Here is a 25330-nt window from a genome sequence, read left to right as displayed (position 1 = left end):
GCTCAACACGATCCGCGTCTTCTTCTCCACCGGGATCACTGGTGGTCTTCCCATGTCGGACTCTCCGTTCAGGACTCAACTAACAGCCCTGCCACTAAGTCTGACGCGCGACAGTCCGGCGATTCTCGTGACGTCATCGGTCTGCAAGTCCCGCCCACACAGTAGCGGGACTTAGTAGCGGCGCGAGCAGCGGGCGGGCTGTCGGCGTCGCGAATCGGCTCCTGCCTATTGCGCGGCGCTGACGTGGTGATCGTCGTCACCGAGTGGGATGAATATCGCCGGCAGATGGCCCCCGAGCTCGTGTCGACTCTCACCGAGGGCCGCATCATCATCGACGGCCGCAAGTGCCTGGATGCCGCGGTCTGGCGCGCGGCCGGATGGACGTATTACGGGATGGGGCGGCCGTAGCCGTCCCAGTCACGCGTCGCGTCGCCGGAGGGCGGCGCGTGGGTGTCACAGGGCGCCCCGAGTCAACACCCCGCCGAGCGACGACCCGTCGCGAGGTTCGACGGTGCGCACCGATGCCGCGCAGCGTTCTCGTGTTCGACGCCCGAGCCGTGATCCCGCGTCGCGTCGCCACCGCATCGGCGAGCGTGTGCGGCGCCTTCCGCGGGGAGGGGTCCGCGTCGCGCGCGTGTACCCGCGCGCGGACTGGCGTGCCGTCTGTGTCCGCTTCGGCACCGCACCGCGCTGACTCCGAGCCCTTGTCCGCCGCCGGCTCCAGATTCCACCGCGTTGCGCGCCGGCATCGTCGCACCGCGCCCGCAACCTGACTGAGCGGATGCCGCTCCCTCCCGGGGTGCGGCTCCACGGTGTTCGTGCGGGCGAGGCTGTGATCCTCGGGATGTCGGGCGACACGAGGCGGATTCCTGATCTCTTCGGGGCGGAGATCACGCGCAAGGTTCTGGCCCGGGGCGTCGCTCAGAGGCGCTCGAAACGAAGCTTCCTCCACAATCGCCCGGCGTCGAGAAGTTTTCCCATTCGAAGACAAAACCGAATGAAATGTCGCACCCCCACGCGACAATGGGAACATGCATTCCACATCCGCCACCACCCTTCTCGCCGCTGATCAGCGCGCGTGGAACGACGTGGTGGGCGCGATCGACCTCGCTGAGCGCATCGTCGCCCGTGCCGAGGCCGAGCGGATGCGGGCGCTCGCCGCCGCGGGCCGTCTGGTGCGAGACCTCACGGCCGACACCCCCACTCGTGTGCGCGAGCACGACATGGTGCTGCGGTCGCTGTCCGCCGAGATCGGCGCCGTCGCCCGGCGCTCCGACCGCTCGGTGCAGCGCGATATCGGTGACGCGATCGAACTCGTCGAGCACTACCCGGCCACCCTTTCCCGGTGGGAGGCCGGTGACATCACCCGGGCTCACGTGCGCACCATCGTCGACTGCGGCGCCATCGTTCCGATCGACGCACGCGCCGATTTCGATACGGATGCCGCGGCCCTCGCGACGCACCACAGCCCGGGTCGGCTCCGCCGACTGCTCGAACAGCTCGCCGACGACATGCACCCGCGATCACTCGTCGAACGCCACGTCGACGCGCGCGCCGAGCGCTGCGTGCGCGTGGTCGCGCGCGGCGAAGGAATGTCCGACCTCATCGTCACGACACCGACGCTGCTGGCCGACGCCGTGTACGACCGGCTCACCCAGCAGGCCCGCATGCTCATCGACACGCGGGCGCATGTCGACGCCGGCGCCGACGTCGACGCCCATTCGTGCGTCGATGCCGCCGACACCCGCTCCATCGACCAGGTGTGCGCCGACCTCGTCACCGACATGCTGCTCACCGCCGCGCCGAGCGCCGACCCCACCCGCACCGACGACGGCCCCGGCGCGCTCGGAGCCATCCGAGCCAAAGTGCAGGTCGTCGTTCCCGTCGCGACCCTGCTCGGCGACGACGACCGTTCCGCCGAACTCGCCGGCCGCAGCCCCCTCGACGCCGACACCGCCCGCCGGCTCGCCGGCGCCACCCGCTGCCCGTGGGAACGCGTGCTCACCCACCCCATCACCGGGCAGGTGCTCGCCGTCGACACCTACCAACGACCGGCCGCCCTCGACCGCTACCTTCGCGCCCGCGACCAGCACTGCCGATTCCCCGGATGCCGCGTCCCCGCCGTGCGCTGCGAAGTCGACCACACCACCGACTGGGCGCTCGGCGGCAAAACCAAGGCATCCAACCTCGCCCACCTCTGCCAACGGCACCACTCGATGAAGCAATTCACCCCATGGACAGTGCGACAGCACCCCGGCGGCATCCTCGAATGGACCTCACCGGGTGGCCGCACCTACCTCGACCACCCCGCCGGCGCCGGCGCGCACGCCGTCACCTTCACGCCCGATCCACCCGGCGACACTGGCTCGCGCGCGCATCCTCGACACGACGAATCCGCCGCACCGTTCTGACCGCCACCCCGCAGAACGCGCGCGTCAGTGCACCGGCGCCGACGTCGCCGAGTCACCCTCCGGGCTGAACGTGTAGTCGTGCGTCACCGCGAGATACACCAGCGCCGCCACCCCCACCGCGATCACCGCCACCATCACATACGCCCACCACGAGTGGCCGGGCCGGCGCGGCGGGCCACCCCGCCGGGAACCTCGAGTCATACCGACGATCGGGTCGTACGTCACAGCGGGTCCTCCAGTCATCCGTCCAATGGTCGCGGTCGCGACGGGTCGCTCGGCCATGAGCGCGCAGCGCGGAACTCGATCGACGCGACCAGGTCGCGCCGGGTGGAGATAAGGGCGAGCGTGCAGAACTGCACCCGCTCGTCATGGAAAGAGCGGCAGTCCCACTCCCACGTGAGCACGTCCACGTCATCCGACCGCGACCGCGACAGCATCGACACGACCGCATCCGGCCGGCGCACCTCCGTGTCGAACCAGAGCCGCAACTGGCGGGCGCCCGCGAACCGGTCGTCGCCATCGACGATCGCGCCGTCGCTGACGAAGCACGCGACGAACGCACGCTCGTCACGCGCGTTGATCGCATCCAGCACCGAGGCCACGATGTCGACCACCGAGCCCCCTCCCCAGCGGAATCAGTGATGCGTCACGGCCCGGGCCGCGGCATCCGTCGAATTCATCGGATGCCGTGACGAAAAGGACCGCACGTGGGACCTAGTCTGGGAGCGGGGGCGGGCTCACCCGTGCACGGGGAACGGATTTCAACCGAATTCGTCCACATTTGGACCGGTTCGGGTCGTAATGGACCTGATGGTCGCGTCTCAGCGCGCCAGATTTGTAGTGGCATGGACCTCCCCCTCTCTCTACCGGCGACGCGCCGTCACGTCGACGCGTCGGCATGACCGTCGACGCGCGCACCACCTCCGACGATCTCGCAACCCGCCTGCGGCACGATGCATGGCGCCTGCTGTTCGAAGACCCGGCTCGCCTGAGAACCGACCTCGCGGCACTCATCCGCTCCCAGCCCGACGCGCTCCCGCTCGCCCAGGGCTTCCGCGCCCTCGCCATCGACGTGATCGGCGCCGACCTGCTCTACGACATCCCCGGCGCCCCACCCGCGCGCGCCGGCGACGAACCCAGCCCCAGCATCCGACGGCTTCGAGGCCTCATCGAACACCGGCGAGCAGGGGATGCCGCGGCCGCCCTCCACCACATCGACACCGCCCTGAGCGACCCCGAGCCCCCGCTGCCGCTGTCCCGCGCGATCGTCGAAGAGCAACGTGCGCTCGTCCACCTCGCCTCCGGAGAGACCACCGCCGCGCTCAGCGCCCTCGCCGCCGCCGGAGCCCACGCGACCGCCGCGCCCACCCTCGTACAGCGCATCCAGTTCGAATCGGCCGTGGCGCACGCGCTCCGGGGCAACCTGCGCGACGCCCGCCACTACCTCGCCGTCGGAGAAGCCATCCCCGCCGCCCCGCTGGCCGGCGCCGTCACCGGCGAGTGGCGAGACGTCGCCCGCGGACTCATCGCCGTCGAATCCGTCTCGCACCCGCAGCTCACCGCCGGCCTCCACCTGCCACCCATCGAGAGCGCCACCGACCTGTGGCCGCTCGTCGCCCTCGTGCGCGGACGCGAAGCCCTCGTCGCCCGCGCACCGCTCCGAGCGCTCGAGACCGCAGAGTTCGCGCTCGACTGCCACGACGCCACCACCCCCTTCGCCGCGTCCGCGATGACCTGGCTCATGGTGTCCGCCCTCGTCGACCTCGACGACGCACCCCGCGCCCACGCGGTCGTCGCCACGGCTCCCCCCACCACCCTCGTCGACCTCGCCCGTGCGCGCCTCGCCCTGCACGAGAACGCCCGCGCCGATGCGCTGCGCATCACCGGCGCCGTGCTCGCCCGACCCGGCACCGCCATGGCAGAACGAGGCGAAGCGCTCCTCCTGCGGCTCTGGGCGGTCGCCCTCGGCGACGAGCTCGATCCCCGCGAGTGCACGATCGCCGCTCGCCTCGCCACCTTCAGCTCGCTCCGCCGACTCTTCGCCCTCGTGCCCACCTGGCTCATCGCGCAGATCGCGGCCGCCCTCGACGAGCCCTCCCGTGAGCGGATGTCCCGTGCCACCGTCGACCTCGCCCCGTACCGCCCGATGACCGCCACACCACCGGTCCTCACCACCCGCGAATCGGCGGTGCTGCAGGCGCTGTTCACCTTCGACTCGATCTCGCAGATCGCCGCGGCGATGTTCGTCACCCCCAGCACCGTCAAGTCGCAGCTGTCCTCCGTCTACCGCAAACTCGGCGCGCGCGGTCGCGCCGAGGCCATGGCCATCGCCACGAGACTCGACCTCATCGACCTCTGAGCGGTGGGCCGCGGCATCCTCGCGTCATCGTTCGCCCCGCGTAACAGCCCGTTCACATGGCCCCCCTAGGTTCGCGCTCATGGGGATCAAAACCGTCATTCCGGCCGCCGGCCTCGGCACGCGTTTCCTTCCGGCCACCAAGGCCATGCCGAAGGAGATGCTGCCCGTCGTCGACAAGCCGGCCATCCAGTACGTCGTCGAGGAAGCCGTCTCGGCGGGCAGTGACGACGTGCTCGTCGTCGTCGGTCGCAACAAGAACGCGCTCGCGAACCACTTCGACCGCGTCACCGAGCTCGAGCACACCCTCGAGCGCAAGGGCGACGCCGCGAAACTCGCGAAGGTCATGGAGGCCAGTCGTCTCGCGGACATCCACTTCGTTCGGCAGGGCGACCCGCTCGGCCTCGGGCACGCCGTGCTGCGCGCCCGCCGTCACGTCGGACAGGAGACCTTCGCCGTGCTCCTCGGCGACGACCTCATCGACGCCAGGGACCCGCTGCTGACCCGCATGATCGAGGCATCCGCCCAGAAGTCCGCGACCGTCATCGCCCTCATGGAAGTCGACCCGGTGCAGATCCACCTCTACGGATGCGCCGCCGTCGAGGCCACCGACGACGCCGACCTCGTCAAGGTCGTCGACCTCGTCGAGAAGCCCGCCGCCGCCGACGCACCCAGCAACCTCGCCATCATCGGCCGCTACGTGCTCAAGCCCGAGATCTTCGAGGTGCTCGAGGAGACCACGCCCGGCAAGGGCGGCGAGATCCAGCTCACCGACGCCCTCAAGGCACTCGCCGCCGACGAGAGCATCGCGGGACCCGTCTACGGCGTCATCTTCCGCGGTCGGCGCTACGACACGGGGGACCGCCTCGACTACCTCAAGTCCAACCTGCTGCTCGCCCTCGACCGCGACGACCTCGGCCCCGACCTCGCCGCCTGGCTCAAGGAGCTCGCCACCGGCCTCTGATCGGGCATTCCATTCATCGGAAACAATTCCGAAACCGGACAGTGTCGTCCGAGAAATCTCGAACCTGAAAGATCCCCATGGGGAACCTCAGCACCAACTGAGCGCGCCGATCTTGGGGGTGAGCGCGTCGTACTCGCACATCACTCCACTGAAGGGTTCGCTCACCCATGCCTGCAACCACAGCAGCCGTGCGTTCTCGGCGCCTCGCGCGCACGACCGCACTCCTGATGTCGTTCGCCGCCGTCCTCGGCGTCGCGTTCGGCATCGCCCCGGCAGCCAACGCCGCATCCGTGCCGACCGTCGGCGTCATCACCCTCACGGCCCCCGCAACGGTCGATGAGGGAGACACCGTCACTGTCAGCGTCGCGGTCGACGCATCGACCGACCTGTTCGCCTACGACCTCGGCATCACCTACGACCCGACGCTGCTGAGCTACGACGGGTCGTCGGCCGTCTTCCCGGCCGGCGGCTACGGCACCTCCGCGGCATCCGGTGGCGTCGTGACCTTCACCTCGACGCGACTCGGCACGTCCCCCGCCCTCTCCGGCGCGCAGACGCTCGTGACCTTCACCTTCACGGCCCGCGCCGGCGGCGCAGCGACGATCGCCCTGACCTCGCTCACCCTCGTCGGCACCGCGGCAGTGACCGACTCGCCCTCGCTGACCGCCGTCACCCCGGTCGTCACCGCGATCACGCCGGCACCCACTCCGACGCCCACGCCGTCGGAGACCGCCACGGCCACCCCGACCCCGACCCCGTCGGTCGCCGGGTCGGCCGCATCGACCGACGACGACCTCGCCAACACCGGCGGCACGACCGGTGCCTGGATCGTTCTCGGCGCGGGCGGCCTCGCCCTCGTCGCCCTCGGCGTCGTCCTCGCCGCCCGCCGCAAGGCGGTGCAGCGATGAGCGTGAGCACCCCCTCGACCCACATCCCCCTCGATCAAAGGAGTTCCCGCGTGCGTCACACGTCCCGCGCGTCGCTCGTCGGGGTCGCCCTCGTCGGCGTCGCGGCGACCTTCCTCGTCGCTCCGGCCGCGACGGCCGCCCCCGCTCCGACGACCAGCGATGGTCACCTGCTCCTCGCGCCCTTCTACTCCGTGCTCGACCTGACCGGCGACGAGCAGGTCACGACGGCCGACCTCGATGTCGCCGCCGGGTGGCTCGGCCGCACCTCGACCGACGCCGGCTGGGCCGAGGCATCCGTCATCGACCTCGACCACGACGACAAGATCACCGTCGCCGACCTCGCGGGCCTCTCGCAGCGCATGATCTACGACGACGGGCCCTTCACACTGGTCGAGGCGACCACCGTCGACATGCAGGCTGCGATGAACGCCGGCGTGCTCACCTCGGTGAAGCTCACGCAGGACTACCTCGACCGCATCGCGGCGTACGACCGCGTCAAGGTCGACCCTGCGGGCAACGGGCGCCCGCTCAACTCCATCATCACCACCAGCACCGTCGCGCTCGACGCCGCCCGTGCGGCCGACGCCGAACGCGCCGCGCACGGCATGACGAGCATGCTCCTGGGTATCCCGATCGTGCTGAAGGACAACTACGACACGACCGACATGGTCACGACCGGTGGCTGTGGCTGCTGGAACAACAATCAGACGACGGCGGATGCCGCCATGGTCACCGGCCTGCGCAGCGCCGGCGCCGTCATCCTCGCCAAGGCCAGCCTCGACGAGTTCGCCTACGGGTTCGTGTCGGAGTTCTCCTCCTTCCAGAACCCCGGTTCGTCGCTCCTCGTCGCCAGCCCCTACTCGACCTCCCGCACCGCGGGCGGCTCGAGCGGCGGCACCGGCGCGGCGATCTCGGCGAACCTCGCGGCGATCGGCTTCGGCACCGACACCGGCGGATCGATCCGCGTGCCCTCGACCTACAACCAGCTCGTCGGGGTGCGCCCGACGGTGGGGCTCACGAGCCGCGACGGCATCATCCCGCTCGCGCTCTCGCAGGACACCGGCGGCCCGCTGGCCCGCACCGTCACCGATGCCGCGATCGCCCTCGACGCCGTCACCGGCGTCGACCCGGCCGACCCTGCGACCTCGGCCCAGGTGGGTCTCGTGCCCGACTCCTACACGTCGTACCTCGACGCAGACTCCCTCGAGGGTGTGCGCATCGGCTACGTCGCGAGCATGGTCGGCTCCAATGCGACCACCGTGCGCCTCTGGAACAACGCCCTCGACGTGCTGCGCAGCAAGGGTGCGACGATCGTCCCGATCGCGTCCACGTCGCAGTTCAGTGCCGTGCTCAACGAGAGCAGCGGGTCGACGAACGAGTTCACCCACGACCTCAACACCTACATCGCGACGCATCTCGCACCCGGCGTCGCGGCACGCACGCTCAACGACATCATCACGGGCGGCAATTACGTCACATCGCGCCGGTCGACGTACGTGCAGCGCGCCGCGATCAGTGAGCAGACCTACCAGGACTGGGCGGGCCCGACCGGCACGCACACGGTCGCGCTCGCGACGGGCAAGACCTACGTCACGCAGCTCATGGCCGACAACAACCTGTCGGCGATGATCTACCCGTCGGGCAACCCCTACGGCACGCAGGGCACCAACATGCGCCTGAGCCCCAACACGGGACTGCCGGCGGTCACGGTTCCGATGGGTCAGGCGTCGAGCACGGAGTCGATCCCCGGCGCCGGCGTCAACCTCGAGTTCGTCGGCCCGGCATTCACCGAGGGTCCTCTGCTCGGACTCGCCTATGCGTTCGAGCAGGCCACCCACGCCCGCACCACCCCGGCCCTCTACGGCGCGCTCACCACGACGCCCGCACCGTAAGTCCGACCTGAACGCCTCGAGGCGGGTCCCGAGCGGGCCCGCCTCGAGGCGTTCGCCCTGTGGCTGCGCGTCCACAGCAATCGCACCGCCGCCGCCCAGAAGCCACCGAGGAACGGAACGATCCGGTCGAATCCGAACGAAACCGGACGACGGAACGCGGTGCCCGCGGGCTGAGATGGCAGAGGTTTCACTGCGTGGGTCGCCCCGCAACCTTGCCGCTGACGTCACGCGGGGAGATGTGCGACCGTTCCGCCTCGCGCGGATCCCTCCGCGAGGCGATCTTGGGGGCCGGAGGGGTCCGCGCGAGCCCTCCGCCCGATCACACCGCGCTGCGCGCGAGTCCGATCCGCACACCGAAGTTGGACGCATCGAATCCGCCGTTCGACTCGACGTAGGCGATGAACGAGGCGACGATCACGAGCGCCAGCGTGACGGGCGGGACCCACAGCCGCACCGTCCGGAACCGTCGCACGAAGGTCTGCACCGACGCGCCGACAGCGAGCAGAAGCACGACGGCGATCGCGTACGAGCTCGCCGCCCGCTCGACCGCGGCTCCGTCGCAGCCCGCGCAGCGATGCACGTAGACGACGCCGGCGAACAGCCGCCACGCGGTCTCCGCCGCGAGCGCGACAGCGGCGACCCATACGGCCACCGCGATGAGGCGACCCGATCGCCAGTGCTCCGCCGTACCCCCCGCCATGGCTCCACACTCACCCGGCCGCGCGGCGACGGTCAACCCGAGGCGAGGTCCCGTCACACAGATTTCACGCGAGCGGCCGTGGCATCCGTTCAGGCCGGGTGCCCTAGACTCGACCACGACAGGGGGAGTACTCCCACGCGACGGACCCGTCAATACGGATGCGCAGACGCATCCCGGCCCGTCGGCCCCGCACCCGGGGTGGAGGAGACCTTGGCGACATCCGTGTTCCGCCCTACCCTCTGGAGTTCCCTGTGAACGTCACCCCCCTCGTCTGGATCATCACGATCGCGGTCACCATCGCGTTCTTCGTGTACGAGTTCTTCGCCCACGTGCGAAAGCCCCACGAGCCGACCATCGGCGAATCCGCCCGCTGGTCGGCCTTCTACATCGGGCTCGCACTCCTGTTCGGCGTCGGCATCGGCGTGGTCTCCGGCTGGACATACGGCGGGGAGTACTTCGCCGGCTACCTCACCGAGAAGGCGCTGTCGATCGACAACCTCTTCGTCTTCCTCCTGGTGATGACCGGCTTCGCCGTGCCGAAGGCGTACCAGCAGAAGGTGCTGATGATCGGCATCGTCATCGCCCTCGTGCTGCGCGGCGGCTTCATCGCGATCGGCGCAACGCTCATCGAGAACCTCTCGTGGGTGTTCTACATCTTCGGTGCGCTGCTGCTGTTCCTCGCCTGGAAGCAGGCGTTCGGCAACCACGAGTCCGACCCCGCCAACGGGGCGTTCATGCGCTTCGTGCGCCGCCACCTTCCCGTCACCGACGACTACCACGGCGACCGGCTCACGGTGCGCCTCGACGGCAAGCGCTTCGTCACCCCGATGCTTCTCACGATCATCGCGATCGGCTTCATCGACCTGATCTTCGCGGTCGACTCGATCCCGGCGATCTACGGGCTGACCAACGAGGCGTACATCGTGTTCACCGCCAACGCGTTCGCGCTCATGGGCCTGCGGCAGCTGTTCTTCCTCATCGGCGGACTGCTCGAGCGCCTCGTCTACCTCGCGCAGGGGCTCGCCGTCATCCTCGCCTTCATCGGCGTGAAGCTCGTCTTCCACGCGCTCCACGTCAACGAGCTGCCCTTCATCAACGGCGGCCACCCCGTGGAGTGGATCCCCGAGATCCCCATCTGGTTCTCGCTGCTGTTCATCGCCGCCACGATCGCCGTCGCGACGGTCGCGAGCCTGGTGAAGACCCGGGGCGACCGGGCGGTGACGACGGGGCACTAGCCTCACGGCCCGGCCCCGGTGTGCGAGGGGTACGGTGTACGCGGATGTCCCGCACTCACCCGCACCCCGCAGGCGACGCCGCCCTCGGCCGCATCGCCGTCGTCGGCGACGGCAGAATGGGCCGGGCGCTCATCGCCGCTCTCGCGGAGATCGGGGTCACCGCGGCCGGCCCCGAACCCCGTGGTGCCACCGGGTCGGGCGCCGACATCGTGCTCCTCGCGGTGCCCGACCACGCGATCGCGGAGGCCGCTGCCGCCATCGCCCCCGGCCCGCTCGTCGGGCACCTCTCCGGTGCGCTGGGGTTGGCTCCGCTGACCCCGCACGAGTCGTTCAGCATCCACCCCCTCATGACCGTCACCTCCGCCGGTGCCCGCTTCACCGGCGTCACCGCGGCGCTCGCCGGAAGCACTCCGCGCGCCCTCGCCGTCGCCGATCGGCTCGCCGCGAAGCTCGGGATGTCGCCGGTCGCCGTCGCCCCCGACGACCGGGCGGCGTACCACGCGGCCGCGTCGATCGCGGCGAACTTCCTCGTGACGGTCGAGGCGTTCGCCGAGCAGCTTGCGTCGACCGCGGGCATCGACCGCGCCGCCCTCGTACCCCTCGTGCGCGCCGCCGTCGACAACTGGTCGGCGCTGGGGGCGCCGGCCGCCCTCACCGGTCCCGTCGCCCGGGGCGATGACGACACCGTCGCCCGCCAGCGTGCCGCGATCGCCGAGCGCGCCCCCGAGCAGCTCGCGCTGTTCGATGCGCTCGTCGATGCCACGCGCGCGCTCGCCGAGCGCTCGCGCACCTCGGCGGCCCCGGCATGATCGTCGCGACGACGCTCGCCGAGCTGCGGTCGGCCCTCGCCCCGCGCCGCGACGCCCCGATCGCCGTCGTGCCGACCATGGGCGCCCTGCACGAAGGTCACCTGTCGCTCGTCACGGCAGCCCGCGCGCGTGCGGCCACGGTCGTGCTCACGATCTTCGTGAACCCGACCCAGTTCACCGAGCAGGCCGACCTCGACGCCTACCCCCGCGCTCTCGACGACGACCTCGCGAAGGCGGGCGCCGCGGGCGTCGACGTGGTCTTCGCGCCGACCGCCGCCGAGATGTACCCGACCGGCTTCGCGACCACGGTGTCGATCGCCGGACCCCTCACCGAGACCTTCGAGGGCGCCGTGCGCGGCCGCGCCCACTTCGACGGCGTCGCCACGATCGTGAGCAAGCTGCTGCTCGCCGTGCTCGCCGACACCGCGTACTTCGGGCAGAAGGACGCCCAGCAGGTCGCCGTCGTCCGACGGCTCGTGCGCGACCTCGGCATCCCCACCGAGATCGTCGTCGTGCCCACGTCGCGCGACGACGACGGCCTCGCGCGATCGAGCCGCAACGTGCGGCTGACTCCCGCCGACCGGGTCCGTGCCCTCGCCCTGCCCCGCGCGCTGGCCGCCGCCGCTCGAGCCGTCGCCGACGGTGAGCAGGATGCCGCGGCTCTCCGCGCGATCGCGGCGCACGAGCTCGACGCCGCCGGTCTCACCCCCGACTATCTCGCCGTCGTCGACAGCGATGGCTTCGCCGAGCTCGACCGTCTCGACCGCGACGCGGTGCTCGTCGTCGCAGCCCGCGTGGGGGCCGTGCGACTGCTCGACAACGTCGTGCTCGCGCCCGTGACGGTGAGCAGCGACATCCTCGACGACCGTCCGGTCGCCGCACCCACCGGGAGCCCTCGATGACCGAACGCCCGCCCGTCACCCTCGCCCGCATCGCCGAGATGCACGCCGCCGGCGAGCAGATCGTCATGGTGACCGCCTACGATCATCCGTCCGCGCGTGCCGCGGAGCGCGCCGGGGTGGACATGATCCTCGTCGGCGACTCGGCCGCCCAGGTCGTCCTCGGCTACGACGGCACCGCGCCCGTGTCGCTCGACGAGATGCTCATGCTCGCGCGTGCCGTGCGCCGTGCCGTGCGCACGGCCTTCGTCGTCGTCGACCTGCCGTTCGGGGCGACCGAGCTCAGCGACGAGCAGGCCGTGGCCTCCTCGCTCCGGCTCGTGAAGGAGGCGGGCGCCGACGCCGTCAAGCTCGAGGGCGGGCAGCCGGCGCGGCTGTCGCGCATCCGCGCCATCGTCGCGGCCGGTATCCCGGTCGTCGGGCACATCGGTCTCACGCCGCAGACCGCGACCGCGCTCGGAGGACTGCGCGCCCAGGGCCGCACGGTCGACACCGCCCTCCGCGTCGCTCAGGAGGCGCTCGACGTCGAGGCGGCCGGGGCGATCGCTCTCGTCGTCGAGGCTGTGCCCGCGGCGGTCGTCGCCGAGATCCGCGGAGCCCTCGGCATCCCCCTCATCGGCATCGGCGCGGGTGCCGCCGACGGCCAGGTGCTCGTGCACCATGACCTTCTCGGCATCACCGCCGGGCGCACCGCACGGTTCGTCAAGCAGTATGCGGCGCTCGGTGACGCCATGGCCGAGGGCATCGCCACGTACGCGACCGAGGTGCGCGCGGGGGAGTTCCCGAGCGCCGAGCACACCTACCCGGTGGCCGACGACGTGCTCGACCGGGTGCGCGCGCACCTCGCGGCACGCGGGCACTGAGGCTCCGCGCGGCCGGCGGGCCCGGCGGGTGCGCGCGTCACCGCACGTAGCTGCCGTAGTAGGCGAACGCCGCCCACACGAGCACCGCGACGCCCACGGCCAGCAGCGCAACACCGACATACATCAGCACGGTCGCCGGCCGCACCGGCGGCCGCTTCCGACCTTCGTCAGGGATCCCCATACCGCGGATATTACTGACGCGGTGTGTCCAGAATGTGTCCGATGACGGATGACGACGCTCAGCGCACGACGGCGGTGACCGTCGGCAGGGCGCCGACCACGTGCTCGCTCACCGAACCGAGCACGAAACGGGCGAACGCGCCCCGCCCGTGAGAGCCCACGACGAGCAGCGCCGCACCGGCGCCGGCCTCTTCGAGCGCGGTCGCCGGGTCGCCCTCGAGGGCGTCGCCGGTCACGGCGAGGTCGGGGTGGGCCGACGCGACCCGCTGCACCACCGCGTCGACGTTCGCGGTCGCGATCGCCGCGAGATCGGTGAGGTAGAGGTCGGGGTACACCCCGAAATCGCCGGGCACGGCGACCGGCGTCCACGCCGACACGACGCGCAGCGGTTCGCCGAGCCGCGCGGCCTCGGCGGCGGCGAACGTGATCGCGGCATCCGAGACATCCGAGCCGTCGACACCGACGACGACACCCGATCCGGCGGCGTCGGCGGCGGGAACGACCACGACGGGGGAGTGCGCGGCGGCGGCGATGCGCGCCCCGTGCAGTCCGCGCCGACCGGATCCCCGCGACTCGCCGCCGATCACGACGAGCGCGGCATGAGCGGATGCCTCCACCAGCGCGGCGACCGGATTCCCGTGGTCGACGCGCGTCGACACGGCGACCCCGCCTGCGCCGAGCCGGGCCGCCTCCGCGGCGACCGCGTCGGTCGCGTGCGCGAGTGCGGCGTCCAGCACCTGCTGCTCGCCGACCGCGCCGACGGCGCCGCCGACGATCGCGAGCAGCTCGACCGCTCCGCCCGTCGCCGCCGCTCGGGCCACCGCCCAGTCGCCGGCATGTCCCGACACCGTCGCATCGACGAATCCCACCACGATCGCACCAGTCATGGCCGCCCCTTCGCTCGTGCCCTCAGCGTATCCCCGGCACCGGCGGTGGGCGAGGTCGATGACCGGGTAAACCCCGGTGCGAGCGGCCCCCGCGTGTCGGGTGATCGCAGCGTCCCGGGCGCCCGCCGGGGATCACTCGATAGAGTCGCCAGGTGAGCACTCCGCCGCACGACGGCTCCGACGCGTCAGATCCGGTCGACGCGCCCGACGCCGCGCACCCGACACCGATCGTTTGCGCGCCGAAGCCCCCGCGTCATCCCGCGTCCCACCCGGCACGACGTCTGCAGGAAGCCGCGGGGTCGGCGCCGGCCGCGGAGAGCGCCCCCGCGGATGCCCCCTCCGCCTCCGCCGACGCCGCGACCAACGAGGACGCTCGGCGCATCGTCGCGAACCGCGACGCCTATGTGCTGCGCGTCGACACCGCTGCCGTGCCGGTCACCGGCCCGGCCGTCGACGACAGCGCATCGAGCCGTTCCAGCGACGCCGCGGAATCGGCGCCGGAGCACGCCCTCGTGTCCGACGCCGCTGCGCCGGACGCACCTGCCCCGAACGCCGCTTCGGTGAACGCCTCTGCGTCGCATGCCCCCGCCGCCGCTCCGCGCGGTCGCCGTGCCCCGCGCCGGACACGCGCGCCCCGTGCTCCCCGCACGCGACGTCAGAAGTGGATCCGCGGCCTGATCATCGCCGCCATCGCGCTCGTCGTGGTCGTCGTGCTCTCGGGCCTCGCGATCGCCGGCATCGCCGTCACCACCCTGGTGAACACCGTGTCTGCACAGCCGCCCCGCGTGGGCACCACGATCGTCGCTCCCGACGAGTCCAAGGCGGCCAAGGCCGCCGCCGCCGAGACGCCCGGCTCGGCCGAACAGGCGGCAGCCGCCTACCTCGCCGCCCAGCCCACCGCCTACTGGCTCACCCCCGAACAGGATCCGATCGGCGAGGTCTACGACCGTGTCGCCCACCTCGCCACCGAGGCGCGCGCGCAGAAGGCGTCCCTCGCCGTCGTCGTCTACGGGCTCCCGGGCCGTGACTGCGGAAACCACTCCGCCGGCGGTCTCGACGAAGCCGACTATGTCACCTGGACGACCCAGATCGGTCAGGCGCTCGCCGCGGCATCCGACCTGCGCAAGATCGTCATCCTCGAACCCGACAGCCTCGCGCTCGCGCCGCAATGCGGCAACCTCAGCGACCGCGACACCCAACTGCGCGGGGCGGTCGACGTGATCGCGGGCACCAACACCTGGATCTACCTCGACGGCGGACATTCGTCGTGGCTTCCGGCGGCGCAGATGGCCGACCTGATCAAGAGCGTCGGCGTGCTCGACAAGGTGCGCGGGTTCGCGACGAACGTGTCGAACTTCAACACCACCCAGAACGAGTTCAGCTACGCCCATGCCGTCGCCGCCGCCCTCGGGACGGGTCACGCGATCGTCGACACCTCGCGCAACGGCGCCGGGCCCACGAGCGACAACCAGTGGTGCAACCCGGCGGGTCGCCTCGTTGGCGACAAGGGCGGAACCTACGGTGACGACGTCGTCGACACCAACCTCTGGATCAAGCCCCCCGGCGAGAGCGACGGCACGTGCAACGGCGGACCCGACGCGGGTGTCTGGTGGCCTGCGGGAGCGGTCGCGCTCACGCAGGGGCTGGTGAAATGACGCACGCCGTGTCGCCGGACCCACGCTCCGGCTTCTCAGGGCTGTAACAGAACTGTGGAACAATGACGAAGCGCTCGGGGGCCCGCGGGGTGACCGACGCGTGTCCCTCCGGTTCCTCCACGCGAAGGCCACCTGAATGAGCACACCTGAAGGCGGGCAGAAGACCGCCGTCATCGTCGAGGACGACCCCGACGTCCGCCACCTCCTCGTCGAGGTGCTCGAGGCCGCGGGATTCTCGACGGTCTCCGTCGGAAACGGCATCGACGGTGTGCGTGCAGTGCTGGCCTACCAGCCCCTCATCACGACGCTCGACGTGAACATGCCGGGCATCGACGGGTTCGAGGCGGCCCGTCGCATCCGCGAGAAGAGCAACTCCTACATCATCATGCTCACCGGCCTCGCCGACGAGGCCGACGTGGTGCTGGGCCTCGGCGCGGGCGCCGACGAATACATCGTCAAGCCGTTCCGTCCGCGCGAGTTCCGTGCGCGCATCGAGGCGCTCCTGCGCCGACCGCGCCCCGACGGTGCGACGCCCCCGGCGATCCGGCAGGAGAGCGTCGGCCCGTCGTTCCCCGGCGCCCGGCCCGCGGCGTCCGCCTTCCCGACCCCGCCCGGCGCACCCGAGGGCGACCTGCCCCCGGCCTCGTGGGCGACGCCCGCCGCCCCGGCGCAGCCCGCCGCCCCGGCCTACGTCGAGCCCCAGCCGGTGGCTCCGGCCTACGTCGAGCCCCAGCCGGCCGCGCCGGTCTACGTCGAGCCCCAACCGGTCGAAGCGCCGCCCTACGCCGAACCACAGCCCTACCCGGCGGAGCCCCCGGCATATCCCGTCGTCGTGCCGGCGGCACCGCCCACGCAGGCGATCGTCCCCGTCTACCCGTCGCAGGAGCTCGCCCGTCCGGGGATGCCCGCGCCGGGTGGCGGCTACTGGATCACCCACCGCGACCTCCAGCTGAACCCCGAGACGCGCATCGTGCTCATCGGCGGGCAGCAGGTCGAGCTCACCCGCACCGAATTCGACCTGCTCGCGACCCTCCTCGAGTCGAAACGTCGCGTGCGCAGCAAGGCCGACCTCACCCTCGTGCTGCGCGGCGAGTCGTACGTGACCTCCTACTACGTCGGCGAGGCCGACAAGCGCGCAGTCGAGGCGCACATGACGAACCTGCGCCGCAAGCTCGGCGACAACCCGTCGAACCCCCGCTACATCGAGACCGTCCGCGGCGTCGGCTACCGCCTCACGACCGAGCTGCTCGCGCCCTGACGTGCAGAGAAACGCGCGGGGGCGGCATCCGAATGGATGCCGCCCCCGCGCGTTTCGCGGGATGTCAGACCTTGTACCCGTGGTGACGGCGCACGAGCTTGCTGAACATGAGGAGCGTCTGCAGCACGGTCACCACACCGACGATGGGCCATCCCACCCACAGGATCGACGACTGCGCGACCGGGCCCAGGATGCTCCAGATCGCGGCCGAGGCGATCAGCACCGCGATCAGGAGGATCGCCGGCACCCAGTAGCCGAGCGAGCCGCCGCCGCGTTCCGCTTTGGCCTGCATCGCCCAGTTGTCGACCTTCTTCTTCGAGAGGAAGCGGCTCCAGGAACGGAGGAAGTGGCCGATGCGTACCCACATGAACATCTCCGCCGGCAAGAACAGCACCGCGAAGAGCACGTCGCGGTTGTCGCAGTACTTCATCGTGCGCGCGATGCGCAGGTTCAGCAGCATGGCGACCACGGGCGGGATGAGCCAGAACGCCGAGAACACGAACGCGTTGATCGACAGCGACGCGGCGAGCAGCGTGATGAACGCGACGCGCACGAACAGGTTCGTCAGCATGCCGAAGTTCTCGAACCAGCGCAGGCGCAGGTTGGGGTGGAAGGGCTGTCCCTTCGTGTCGCCGCGCTGGCCGGGCCACATCAGCTCGATGGCGCCGTACGTCCACTTCACCTGCTGCGCGTCGTAGCCGCGCAGCGTCGTCATGCCGCCCACGTACGCGCGCGCGTACGGGCTGATCTTGGTCAGGTAGCCGGCGCTCTTGATCTGCAGCGAGAGGAGCGAGTCCTCGACCTCGCTGTCCTTCACCCACGGCGTCGACTGGTGGTTGGCCTTCATCGCGTCGCGGAGGGCGTTCGTCGAGAAGATCGAGAACTGACCGCCCAGCACCGCCATGTTGCGTCCGCGCAGCAGGTTCTGCAGATTGAAGGCGGCGAACTGAGTGCGCTGACCGGCGATGAGGAACTTCGCCAGCAGGCCCTTGATCGGCCGGTCGTCGATCGTGTAGATCGCCGAGATGCCGCCGATGCGGGAGTCGCCCATCGCCTCGGTCTCGAGGTACTCGACCGCCTTCGGGTGGGCGATCGTGTCGCCGTCGACGCCCAGGAGGAAGTCGCAGCCCTCGACGAGCGAGTAGCCGTAGTTGAGGGCGCCCACCTTCTTGTCGGGGTTCTTGCCGATGTCGTGCACGAACACCTCGGTGAACTGCTCGCCCAGGTCGGTCGTGATCTCGTGGGGTCCCGCGTACTCCGCGGCGATCTTCGCCGTCTGGTCGGTCGTGTTGTTGATCACGACGTGGATGACATCGGGCACGCGCGTCTGCGAGAGGAGACCCTCGATGACGTCGGCGATCGACTCCTCCTCGTTGTACGCCGGGATGACGCAGCCGATCGTGGAGCGACGCGTCTGGCCGTCCTCGAGCACGGCGGTGAAGTCCTCGGAGAACTGGTCGGCTCCGTACGAGGCGTCGGCCGGGTAGCCCGGTGCCGGTGCGTAGCTGGGCGCGCCGTAGGCGGGTGCTCCGTAGCCGGGGGCCGGAGCGTACCCGGGGGCGGGCGCGTAGCCGGCGCCACCCGGGTAGGGGTAGGTCGGGTCGTAACCGGTCACAGCGGTCGACTGTGGCGCGGGCGTGGGCCGGTACTCAGCCAACGGGACCTCTTTCTCGCGATGGGGGAATGCACGACTCACGCCGTGTAAAACCCATCATGCCCCGCGATCCGCAAGGTCGGGAGGGCCCGTGGGCACGGAAATCAGAGACTTTCCGCAAGATTTCCGCAAGACGCCGCGGTGGGGCATCCGCGCTCGCGTTCCTCTGCCGCCGTCTAGGGCGGGCTATTGCTGGAAGATCGCGATCGGAACGGCCTCATACACCGACTGCTGGCCGAACGAGGTGTCGGTGTTCGCCTGCCCCTCGACCCACACGTTCATCGTGAACGACAGGGTGAGCCCGTACGTGTCGCCGGGGAGCTGGTGGATCACCGTGTCGGGAACGAGGAACCCGCCCTGGTAGGTGTTCAGCAGCAGGCCCTTGTCGGAGCGGAGCGTGTCGCTCGGCACCATCGTGCGCGGGTCGGTGCTGAACTGGAACGGAGACTGAACCTGTCCGGAGGTCTGCGCGGTCTGCGAGGAGATCGTGATCGACGACAGGTAGACGCTGCGCTTCTGCGCGAGCACGGCCTTGTCGTCGACGCGCTTGTCGTAGACGTTCACCGCGAACCCGAAGTGCTTGTCGTTGCTCGGCGTCCACTCCTGCGTCTTCTTCGGGTCCTGAGCCCAGACGTTGAGCTCGAGCACCAGGCTGTCGGATAGATCGGTATCGAGCTGCACCGAGCCGTCGCTCGTGAACACCGAGTTGTAGAGCAGCGACGCCGACGGGCTCGAGGAGGGTCCGGCGGTCGGCACGACGGTCGTGGTGCTGCGACCGGACAGCGCGTTGATCGCATCGACGATCTGCGCGCACCCCGTCGCAGAGGCGACCACGATGGCGGAGAGGGCGACGGCGACGGCCAGCCGAGTGGAGCGACGCAACGAACGACCCATGACACTCCCTAGCTCTCGGACCGTGGGGATGGGGATCGCTCTCTCCGGGCGAAAAGATCGCAACCACGCTCGGGACGAATCGTTCGGTACCACCCCGGGCGTCACGAGTATACGCAATGGCCATGGCTACACTCGACCACATGTCCGCTGGGGACGGTGAACCCGATCGCCGCCTGAGGGTGCCTGTCGGCGCGCCTCGGGTCGTGACTGGCGCGCGGACGCGCTCGATCTGGCAGTCGCAGCTGCTGCTGTGCGCCGTGGTCCTCGTCGTGGTGCTGGTCATGCTGGCCCTGCAGCCCGCCCAGTTCTCGACGGGCACGTTCGCGATCGGCGCGGGCGGGGTCATCGGCCTCACGGTCGTCACCCTGGTGTTCCCCTGGCATCGGGTGGGCCGGCCGATCGTCGTGCTGGTTCCGTTCCTCGACATCCTCGCGATCGGGGTCATGCAGTGGGATGCGGGTTTCGCGCTCGACTTCCTGTGGGCGTTCCCCGTGGTGTGGCTGGGGTCCTTCTTCTCGATCTGGGCGATCATGCTCGGTGTCGGCGGGATCGGCGCGACGATGCTGCTGTCGGCGATGCTCACCGACGCCGACAGCCGCACGATGGTCGCCTACATCGTCGCCTTCCTCTCGCTCGCCTTCCTCGCGCTCGCGACCTCGATCAGCGCCCGACAGACCCGCGCGTTCAAGCAGCTGCTGCGCCGCCAGACGGCGAAGCTGCAGGACTCGCTGCACGGGGTCTCGGCGCAGCGGCGCCGCGTCTCGCAGATGTTCAACGCCCTCGACATCGGGGTGGCGCGTCTGTCGGCGCGCGGCCAGGTGCTCGCCCTCAACGAGACCCTCGTGCGTCTGTACGGACTCGACCCCGAGGACATCGATCAGCCGGGTGCGGCGGTCGAATACGACGAGCAGGGCGGCACGGCCATCCCGCAGAGCCGGCGCCCCCTCACCCGCGCGCGCCGGGGCGAGACCCTCGACGACGAGCGCGTCTGGCTGTTCGACGGCGAGGGCGAGTGGCGCGCGCTCAGCGTCTCGACCCGGGTGCTCCCGGCGGGTCTCGACGAGGACACGACGATCCTCTACCTCGTGCACGACGTCACCGCGCTCATCGAGTCCGAGCGCACGCGGGAGAAGCTCGCCACCGTCGTCTCGCACGAGCTGCGCAACCCGCTCACCGTGATCGCCGGACACACCGAGCTCGCCCTCGACGACGTCGATGACGCGCCCCAGCTCGCCGAGCATCTGCGCGTCATCTCGGGCGCGGCCACCCGGATGGACGCGCTCATCGCCGAGCTGCTGACCCACGCCCGCGGCGGATTCTCGGCCGAACCGGCGTGGACGGCGGTCGATCTCACCGAGCTGCTGCGGCTCTCGCTGGAGTCGTTCGCTCCCACGGCGGAGGCCCGCGGGGTGCGACTGACCGCCGACATCGAGAGCGGGCTCCTCGTCGACGGCGACGCGTTCCGGCTGCGCCAGGTCATCGACAACGTGCTCAGCAATGCGATCAAGTACACCGGCGCCGACGGATCGGTGCGGCTCGTGGCGCGCACCGTCGAGCACTCCGCGCTCATCGAGGTCTCGGATACGGGCATGGGCATCGACGCCGACGACCTCGGGCACGTGTTCGAGCCGTATTTCCGTGCCCGCTCCGCGCAGGACAGCGGGGTCGGGGGCACGGGGCTCGGCATGGGGATCGTGCGGGAGATCCTGGTCGCCCATCGCGGCGAGATCGGTCTTGAGAGCACGGTGGGGAAGGGCACGCTGGTGCGCATGCGCATCCCGCTCTCCGACGCCTGGGTGCTCATATGAACGACCCGGTCGCCTACGGACTCGCCGTCGGCCAGGCCACCCTCGCGACCCTCGCTCTCGTGCTGATGACGGGCCTCGGCTACGTGCGTCGTCCCCATCCCGCGACGCTGCAATGGATGCTGGTCTTCGTCGCGGGAGCGGCGGGCGTCTACCTCGGGATGTACGCCGAGAGTGCCGGTGAGGAGTCGCTGCGGCGGCTCTCGCTCGGCATCTCCCTCGGTGCGGGCATCTTCATCTGGTCGGGGCTGCGCTCGTGGCGCGGCGTGCGCTCGGGCTGGGCCGTGCCCGTGCTCTACGTGGCGCTCGCGGCATCCGTGCTCGCGGTCGTGCCCGACGAGTGGTTCGGCCTCGCGTTCGCCGCCGCCTACGCCGTCTCAGGGGTGTTCGCGCTGCTGAGCATCATCGAGCTTCGCCGCATTCCCGAACGTGCCGATGGGATGCTGCTCCCGCTCGCCCTCATCTCCGGCGCCGTGACCGTCGTGGCCGCAGGCAACCTCGTGCACAGCATCATCGCCCGCCCGCGTGGCCCCGAAGACCTCGGCATCCTGCGGGTGCTCGACAGCGTCGGCGCGATGATCTACATCGTCTGCGCCCTGGTGACGCTGCTGTGGCTCGCGGTCGGGCGCGGGGCCGCGGCATCCGGTGTCCCGACGGGGCTCGCCGCGTTCATCGCCGGCGGCGGCGACAAGCTCGCGCGGGCGGCCGACCGGGGCGAGCGGGCCTGGTCGGTGCTCTCCATCCGCCTCGACGACGTCGACGACCTGCGGATCGCCGCCGGCGGCAGCCTGTTCTGGCGCATCGTCGACACGGTCGAACGCGATGTGCGCGCGAGCATCCCGAGCGAGGCCGACATCGCGGTCTCCTCGCCCGGGCACCTGTACGTGCTGCTGATGCGCCCGCCGATCGCGATCGAGTCGGCGCTCGACGACCTGCGCGCACAGGTGTCGCGTCTCGACACGTCGCGACCACTCGCCGTGCAGCTGTCGGTCAGTGTCGGATGGTCGAGCGTGGACGTCTCGGGCTACGACATGGAAGCGTTGCTGCGCGACGCCCGCGCGGGTGCCGCACGGGCATCGGCCGACGGCGGCGACCGATGGGTCCGCGTGACGGAACCGGTGGCCTGACTCAGCCCTGCGCGATGGCGACCGAGAGCAGATCGCTGCCCGTCTGCTTCGCGTACTCGCTCGAGGTCGGCGTCGTCTGCACGAGGAAGTCGTACGTGAACTGGATCTGCACCGAGGTCGCTCCCTGCGGGACCTCGCCGATCGTGAAGGTCTGAGAGTAGCTGTACGGCGAGAGCGCGAGGTAGCCCGGCGGAACCGTCGACGTGTCGGACTGCGGGCTCAGCGCGGGGAACGTCTCGCCGTTCGAGCCCTGCGGGATCGCGGTCATGGTCGCCGACTGCAGATAGACCTTCTGGCCGTCGTTCGGGTCGACGGTCGTGGTCAGCGACAGCGAGATCGGCTTGAGCGCGCCGGCCTTCCAGCGATCCATCGACAGTGTCGACCAGTAGTTGACGGTGGCCGTCACCGAACCGCTCTTCACCGTGCGCTGCGTCGAGCCGCTCGAGAGGTCGTTGGACACCGGCGTCGGCACGGCCGACGGCGTCGTCATCGTGGGGGAGGGCGTGCTGTTCTGCTGGCCGGCCCACGGTGCGATGCCGCAGCCCGTGAGCCCCGCGGCCAGAGTCAGGGCGATCATCGCCCCGGTCGCACGTCGAGCCGTCGCCTGCACGGTGTCCCCTCTCCGCGACGGTGCTGCCGTCGCGGGGCCAGTCTATGCGGCGCCGCGACGCGCTCAGCCGTTGTCGAGGTCGCACGCGCCGGCGCACAGCACCCCGGCGAGCTCGCGGAGCGCCCCGAGCCGCTTCAGCTGCTGGCGTTCGGCGTCGGCGCGGGACAGGCCGTCCTCGACCGCCCCGGCGAAGATGCGCCCGCCGGCTCCGCCGGGGTGGATCTGATCGCCCGCGAGAAGGTCGACGTGCGGCGAGATCGCGTCGTACCAGTCGGCGAGCGAGACGCCCGGATGCTGGCGCGCGAACGCGCGCAGCTCGTCGTTGACGCCGGGGATCCATGATCGCGGCGCGAACGCGTTGACGAGCACGACGGCACGGTCGGGTCCGGCGATCCGCACGATCTCGTCGAGGGTGTTCTGGCTGATCGCGCCGTTCGTGCCGAGTCCGATGACGATGTAGGGACGCAGCTCCCCGTCGGCGGCGAGCTGCGAGAGGATGCCCGGCGCGGCGTACATCGAACGGGAGACCTTCGCGTCGACGGAGATGCCGGGGAACGTCGCCATGAGGCTCGGCGCAGAGGCGAGCATCACGCTGTCGCCGATCGCGGTGATCTGACTGCCCGGGATCGGCGGGCTCGTCGCGGCCACGCTCGGGGCGACCGGGGAGACCGTCGCCGCGGCGGGATCGGCACCCGCGGGTGCGCTCGCGCCGGGCGTCGGGGTGCCCGCGTCGACGGCGGCTTCGCCGGCGGCGATCGCGTCGGCGGCGCTGGAGCGCGTCGGTGCGACGGCGACCGCGGTGGATGTCGCCGCCACGAGTGCGACCGTGACCACGACGCCGAGTGCCGCCCCCGCCCGCCGCCACGCGGTGCCCCTCAGCGCGCGGCCCCATCTGCGGATGCTCGCGCGGAATCCGTCGCGACGCACCGGCGTCTCGACCAGGCGCAGGGAGAGGTCGGCGGCGACGAGGGTGAACACGAGCGCGGCGACACTGAGCTGCCACGGCATGCTCGCGTCGGCGCCGCCCGTGCCCGAACGGGCGAGCGACGCCGTCAGCAGCACCATGATCGGCCAGTGCCAGAGATAGATCGCGTACGATCGCACGCCGATCCAGCGCAGCGACGGGATGTCGAGGGCGCGTCCGAGCACGGCGCCCGGCCACGTGCACGCGAGGATCACGACACCCGTCAGCGCGCTCGCGGCGATGAGAACCCCAGGGAAGGTCCATGCCGTGGCGGTCTCCGGCAGCAGCGCCAGCGCGACGAGTGCCGCGGCGGCGACCGATCCCGCAACGAGAAGGATGCCGCGCGTCGCCCGCCTCCGCACCCACGGCCGTGCCGAGGCGCGCACGGCGGGGAGCGCGAGTGCCAGCGCGGCGCCGAGCAGCAACCCGAATGCGTGGCTGTCGGTGCCGAAGTACGCGCGGGTGATGGCCCCGCCGCTGGCCCCGCCGGTGACGGCGTCGCCGGCTCCGCCGGCCGCATCCCCGGGGGTCGAGGCGACGAGCACCGCCATCCAGACCGCGGATGCCACGGCCGCGGCCATGACGACGGCGATGCCCGCACGGCGACGCCCGATCGCGAACCGGCCCGCGCGTCGCCCAATGAGCACGCCGAGCAGCAGCACGAGCGGCCAGAGCACGTAGAACTGCTCCTCGACGGCGAGCGACCACAGGTTGCGGAACAGCTCGGGGGCCGTCTGCGCGAAGTAGTCGCCTCCCGCGGCGACGGCGAGCCAGTTGTAGCTGAACGTCGCCGCCCCGAGCACCTGGCGACCGAGGTCGGTGAGGATGTCGCCCCCCACCGCCAGTGCGATGCTTGCGCACACCACGACGACCAGCACGAGCGCGGGCAGCAGGCGGCGGGCGCGACGGCGCCAGAACCCTGCGAGCGAGATGCGGCCCGTGGCATCCTTCTCTCTCGTCAGGAGCGACGTGATGAGGAAGCCGCTGATGACGAAGAAGACGTCGACGCCCAGGAAGCCGCCGACGAACGGCCCGCCCGGGAACACGTGATAGGCGACGACCAGCGCGACCGCGAGGGCGCGCATGCCGTCGAGACCGTCGAAACGGCCTGCGGGGGCGGGGGGAGGTGTGACAGACATCAGGAGTGGGGTTCCGGGGTCGGCCACCGAGTCTACGTCGGCGGTGCGACGGGGTTCGAGCGTCGGCGTGTCGGCCCGAGCGGGCGCCGGGGCGTGTCTGCAGCCGCTCGTTAGGATTTC

The 25330-nt window shown here is 70.9% G+C and carries 23 protein-coding genes; 14 read left to right on the top strand and 9 right to left on the bottom strand.

Annotated features, from left to right (window positions below; translation table 11 throughout):
- Nucleotides 1-228: 228 nt before the first annotated feature.
- Together FFS51_RS10040 and FFS51_RS10035 are read left to right on the top strand one after the other, a co-directional pair.
- Nucleotides 229-408 carry a UDP binding domain-containing protein gene (locus FFS51_RS10040; protein ID WP_349303923.1) on the top strand — a complete coding sequence of 60 codons (180 nt, stop codon included), beginning with the start codon at nucleotides 229-231 and terminating at the stop codon, nucleotides 406-408.
- 623 nt (nucleotides 409-1031) lie between these two features.
- Nucleotides 1032-2411, top strand: coding sequence for an HNH endonuclease (locus FFS51_RS10035; protein WP_137878242.1), 1380 nt, complete (start codon nucleotides 1032-1034; stop codon nucleotides 2409-2411).
- Nucleotides 2412-2435: 24 nt separating this feature from the next.
- On the opposite strand, the gene FFS51_RS10030 is transcribed toward FFS51_RS10035, so the two are convergent.
- Nucleotides 2436-2636 carry a hypothetical protein gene (locus tag FFS51_RS10030; RefSeq protein WP_137878241.1) on the bottom strand — a complete coding sequence of 67 codons (201 nt, stop codon included), beginning with the start codon at nucleotides 2634-2636 and terminating at the stop codon, nucleotides 2436-2438.
- Between the two features lie 14 nt (nucleotides 2637-2650).
- On the bottom strand, nucleotides 2651-3025 hold the full coding sequence (locus FFS51_RS10025) for a hypothetical protein (protein ID WP_137878240.1): 375 nt from the start codon (nucleotides 3023-3025) through the stop codon (nucleotides 2651-2653).
- 284 nt (nucleotides 3026-3309) lie between these two features.
- On the opposite strand from FFS51_RS10025, the gene FFS51_RS10020 reads away from it, so the two are divergent.
- The 4 genes from FFS51_RS10020 (at nucleotide 3310) to FFS51_RS10005 (ending at nucleotide 8531) form a co-directional block, all read left to right on the top strand.
- Nucleotides 3310-4770, top strand: a complete 1461-nt coding sequence (locus tag FFS51_RS10020) for a LuxR C-terminal-related transcriptional regulator (RefSeq protein ID WP_137878239.1) — start codon at nucleotides 3310-3312, stop codon at nucleotides 4768-4770.
- Nucleotides 4771-4849: 79 nt separating this feature from the next.
- Complete coding sequence (gene galU, locus FFS51_RS10015; protein WP_137878238.1) at nucleotides 4850-5731, top strand: UTP--glucose-1-phosphate uridylyltransferase GalU; 882 nt, start codon at nucleotides 4850-4852, stop codon at nucleotides 5729-5731.
- 167 nt (nucleotides 5732-5898) lie between these two features.
- Nucleotides 5899-6639 (top strand): cohesin domain-containing protein, encoded by a 741-nt coding sequence (locus FFS51_RS10010; RefSeq protein WP_137878237.1) that lies wholly within the window; start codon nucleotides 5899-5901, stop codon nucleotides 6637-6639.
- The gene (locus FFS51_RS10005) at nucleotides 6636-8531 is read left to right on the top strand and encodes an amidase family protein (protein ID WP_212742808.1); all 1896 of its coding nucleotides are present in this window, start codon (nucleotides 6636-6638) and stop codon (nucleotides 8529-8531) included. The genes FFS51_RS10010 and FFS51_RS10005 overlap by 4 nt, the downstream gene beginning before the upstream one ends.
- Nucleotides 8532-8850: 319 nt before the next feature.
- Here the strand turns inward: FFS51_RS10005 and FFS51_RS10000 are convergent, their stop codons facing one another.
- Entirely contained in the window at nucleotides 8851-9231 is a 381-nt protein-coding gene (locus tag FFS51_RS10000) for a hypothetical protein (RefSeq protein WP_045245951.1), read from the bottom strand.
- Nucleotides 9232-9482: 251 nt separating this feature from the next.
- Here FFS51_RS10000 and FFS51_RS09995 point away from each other — a divergent pair, with 251 nt between their 5' ends.
- From FFS51_RS09995 to panB, 4 genes are read left to right on the top strand one after another with little or no spacing between them, the layout of a single operon-like run.
- A complete protein-coding gene (locus tag FFS51_RS09995) occupies nucleotides 9483-10466 on the top strand; it encodes a TerC family protein (protein ID WP_137878236.1) in 984 nt (327 codons plus the stop codon).
- Nucleotides 10467-10510: 44 nt separating this feature from the next.
- Complete coding sequence (locus FFS51_RS09990) at nucleotides 10511-11275, top strand: Rossmann-like and DUF2520 domain-containing protein (protein ID WP_137878235.1); 765 nt, start codon at nucleotides 10511-10513, stop codon at nucleotides 11273-11275.
- A complete protein-coding gene (gene panC, locus FFS51_RS09985) occupies nucleotides 11272-12177 on the top strand; it encodes a pantoate--beta-alanine ligase (protein WP_137878234.1) in 906 nt (301 codons plus the stop codon). Before FFS51_RS09990 ends, panC begins: the two co-directional genes overlap by 4 nt.
- A complete protein-coding gene (panB, locus tag FFS51_RS09980; protein WP_137878233.1) occupies nucleotides 12174-13037 on the top strand; it encodes a 3-methyl-2-oxobutanoate hydroxymethyltransferase in 864 nt (287 codons plus the stop codon). Before panC ends, panB begins: the two co-directional genes overlap by 4 nt.
- Before the next feature lie 37 nt (nucleotides 13038-13074).
- On the opposite strand, the gene FFS51_RS09975 is transcribed toward panB, so the two are convergent.
- Nucleotides 13075-13218: a hypothetical protein gene (locus tag FFS51_RS09975; RefSeq protein WP_048809466.1), complete on the bottom strand. Its 144-nt coding sequence runs from the start codon at nucleotides 13216-13218 to the stop codon at nucleotides 13075-13077.
- A gap of 58 nt (nucleotides 13219-13276) precedes the next feature.
- Nucleotides 13277-14104 carry a universal stress protein gene (locus FFS51_RS09970; RefSeq protein ID WP_137878232.1) on the bottom strand — a complete coding sequence of 276 codons (828 nt, stop codon included), beginning with the start codon at nucleotides 14102-14104 and terminating at the stop codon, nucleotides 13277-13279.
- Nucleotides 14105-14256: 152 nt separating this feature from the next.
- Between FFS51_RS09970 and FFS51_RS09965 the strand changes: the two genes are divergently transcribed.
- Both FFS51_RS09965 and FFS51_RS09960 read left to right on the top strand, forming a co-directional pair.
- A complete protein-coding gene (locus FFS51_RS09965; protein ID WP_249352704.1) occupies nucleotides 14257-15759 on the top strand; it encodes a glycoside hydrolase family 6 protein in 1503 nt (500 codons plus the stop codon).
- A gap of 136 nt (nucleotides 15760-15895) precedes the next feature.
- Complete coding sequence (locus FFS51_RS09960; protein ID WP_137878231.1) at nucleotides 15896-17017, top strand: response regulator transcription factor; 1122 nt, start codon at nucleotides 15896-15898, stop codon at nucleotides 17015-17017.
- 64 nt (nucleotides 17018-17081) lie between these two features.
- Here the strand turns inward: FFS51_RS09960 and FFS51_RS09955 are convergent, their stop codons facing one another.
- Together FFS51_RS09955 and FFS51_RS09950 are read right to left on the bottom strand one after the other, a co-directional pair.
- Nucleotides 17082-18632 (bottom strand): glycosyltransferase family 2 protein, encoded by a 1551-nt coding sequence (locus FFS51_RS09955; protein WP_084603768.1) that lies wholly within the window; start codon nucleotides 18630-18632, stop codon nucleotides 17082-17084.
- 225 nt (nucleotides 18633-18857) lie between these two features.
- Nucleotides 18858-19565 carry a hypothetical protein gene (locus tag FFS51_RS09950; protein WP_045246262.1) on the bottom strand — a complete coding sequence of 236 codons (708 nt, stop codon included), beginning with the start codon at nucleotides 19563-19565 and terminating at the stop codon, nucleotides 18858-18860.
- 203 nt (nucleotides 19566-19768) lie between these two features.
- Here FFS51_RS09950 and FFS51_RS09945 point away from each other — a divergent pair, with 203 nt between their 5' ends.
- Nucleotides 19769-21373, top strand: a complete 1605-nt coding sequence (locus FFS51_RS09945) for a sensor histidine kinase (protein ID WP_052671979.1) — start codon at nucleotides 19769-19771, stop codon at nucleotides 21371-21373.
- Nucleotides 21370-22497 carry a hypothetical protein gene (locus FFS51_RS09940; RefSeq protein WP_045246265.1) on the top strand — a complete coding sequence of 376 codons (1128 nt, stop codon included), beginning with the start codon at nucleotides 21370-21372 and terminating at the stop codon, nucleotides 22495-22497. Before FFS51_RS09945 ends, FFS51_RS09940 begins: the two co-directional genes overlap by 4 nt.
- 1 nt (nucleotide 22498) lies before the next feature.
- On the opposite strand, the gene FFS51_RS09935 is transcribed toward FFS51_RS09940, so the two are convergent.
- On the bottom strand, nucleotides 22499-23074 hold the full coding sequence (locus tag FFS51_RS09935; protein WP_045246296.1) for a hypothetical protein: 576 nt from the start codon (nucleotides 23072-23074) through the stop codon (nucleotides 22499-22501).
- Between the two features lie 96 nt (nucleotides 23075-23170).
- On the bottom strand, nucleotides 23171-25210 hold the full coding sequence (locus FFS51_RS09930; protein ID WP_137878230.1) for an acyltransferase family protein: 2040 nt from the start codon (nucleotides 25208-25210) through the stop codon (nucleotides 23171-23173).
- Nucleotides 25211-25330: the final 120 nt, after the last annotated feature.

This window comes from Microbacterium sp. 4NA327F11, assembly GCF_005503465.1.
Lineage (GTDB): Bacteria > Actinomycetota > Actinomycetes > Actinomycetales > Microbacteriaceae > Microbacterium > Microbacterium ginsengisoli.
Note: the sequence above shows the minus strand (reverse complement) of the source record. Positions and strands in the feature narration are given on the sequence as shown.

Coding starts and splice junctions, on each gene's coding strand:
- FFS51_RS10035 (WP_137878242.1), top strand. CDS start 1,032: ATGCATTCCACATCCGCCACCACCCTTCTCGCCGCTGATCAGCGCGCG.
- FFS51_RS10020 (WP_137878239.1), top strand. CDS start 3,310: ATGACCGTCGACGCGCGCACCACCTCCGACGATCTCGCAACCCGCCTG.
- galU (WP_137878238.1), top strand. CDS start 4,850: ATGGGGATCAAAACCGTCATTCCGGCCGCCGGCCTCGGCACGCGTTTC.
- FFS51_RS10010 (WP_137878237.1), top strand. CDS start 5,899: ATGCCTGCAACCACAGCAGCCGTGCGTTCTCGGCGCCTCGCGCGCACG.
- FFS51_RS10005 (WP_212742808.1), top strand. CDS start 6,636: ATGAGCGTGAGCACCCCCTCGACCCACATCCCCCTCGATCAAAGGAGT.
- FFS51_RS10000 (WP_045245951.1), bottom strand. CDS start 9,231: ATGGCGGGGGGTACGGCGGAGCACTGGCGATCGGGTCGCCTCATCGCG.
- FFS51_RS09990 (WP_137878235.1), top strand. CDS start 10,511: ATGTCCCGCACTCACCCGCACCCCGCAGGCGACGCCGCCCTCGGCCGC.
- panC (WP_137878234.1), top strand. CDS start 11,272: ATGATCGTCGCGACGACGCTCGCCGAGCTGCGGTCGGCCCTCGCCCCG.
- panB (WP_137878233.1), top strand. CDS start 12,174: ATGACCGAACGCCCGCCCGTCACCCTCGCCCGCATCGCCGAGATGCAC.
- FFS51_RS09975 (WP_048809466.1), bottom strand. CDS start 13,218: ATGGGGATCCCTGACGAAGGTCGGAAGCGGCCGCCGGTGCGGCCGGCG.
- FFS51_RS09970 (WP_137878232.1), bottom strand. CDS start 14,104: ATGACTGGTGCGATCGTGGTGGGATTCGTCGATGCGACGGTGTCGGGA.
- FFS51_RS09960 (WP_137878231.1), top strand. CDS start 15,896: ATGAGCACACCTGAAGGCGGGCAGAAGACCGCCGTCATCGTCGAGGAC.
- FFS51_RS09950 (WP_045246262.1), bottom strand. CDS start 19,565: ATGGGTCGTTCGTTGCGTCGCTCCACTCGGCTGGCCGTCGCCGTCGCC.
- FFS51_RS09940 (WP_045246265.1), top strand. CDS start 21,370: ATGAACGACCCGGTCGCCTACGGACTCGCCGTCGGCCAGGCCACCCTC.
- FFS51_RS09935 (WP_045246296.1), bottom strand. CDS start 23,074: ATGATCGCCCTGACTCTGGCCGCGGGGCTCACGGGCTGCGGCATCGCA.
- FFS51_RS09930 (WP_137878230.1), bottom strand. CDS start 25,210: ATGTCTGTCACACCTCCCCCCGCCCCCGCAGGCCGTTTCGACGGTCTC.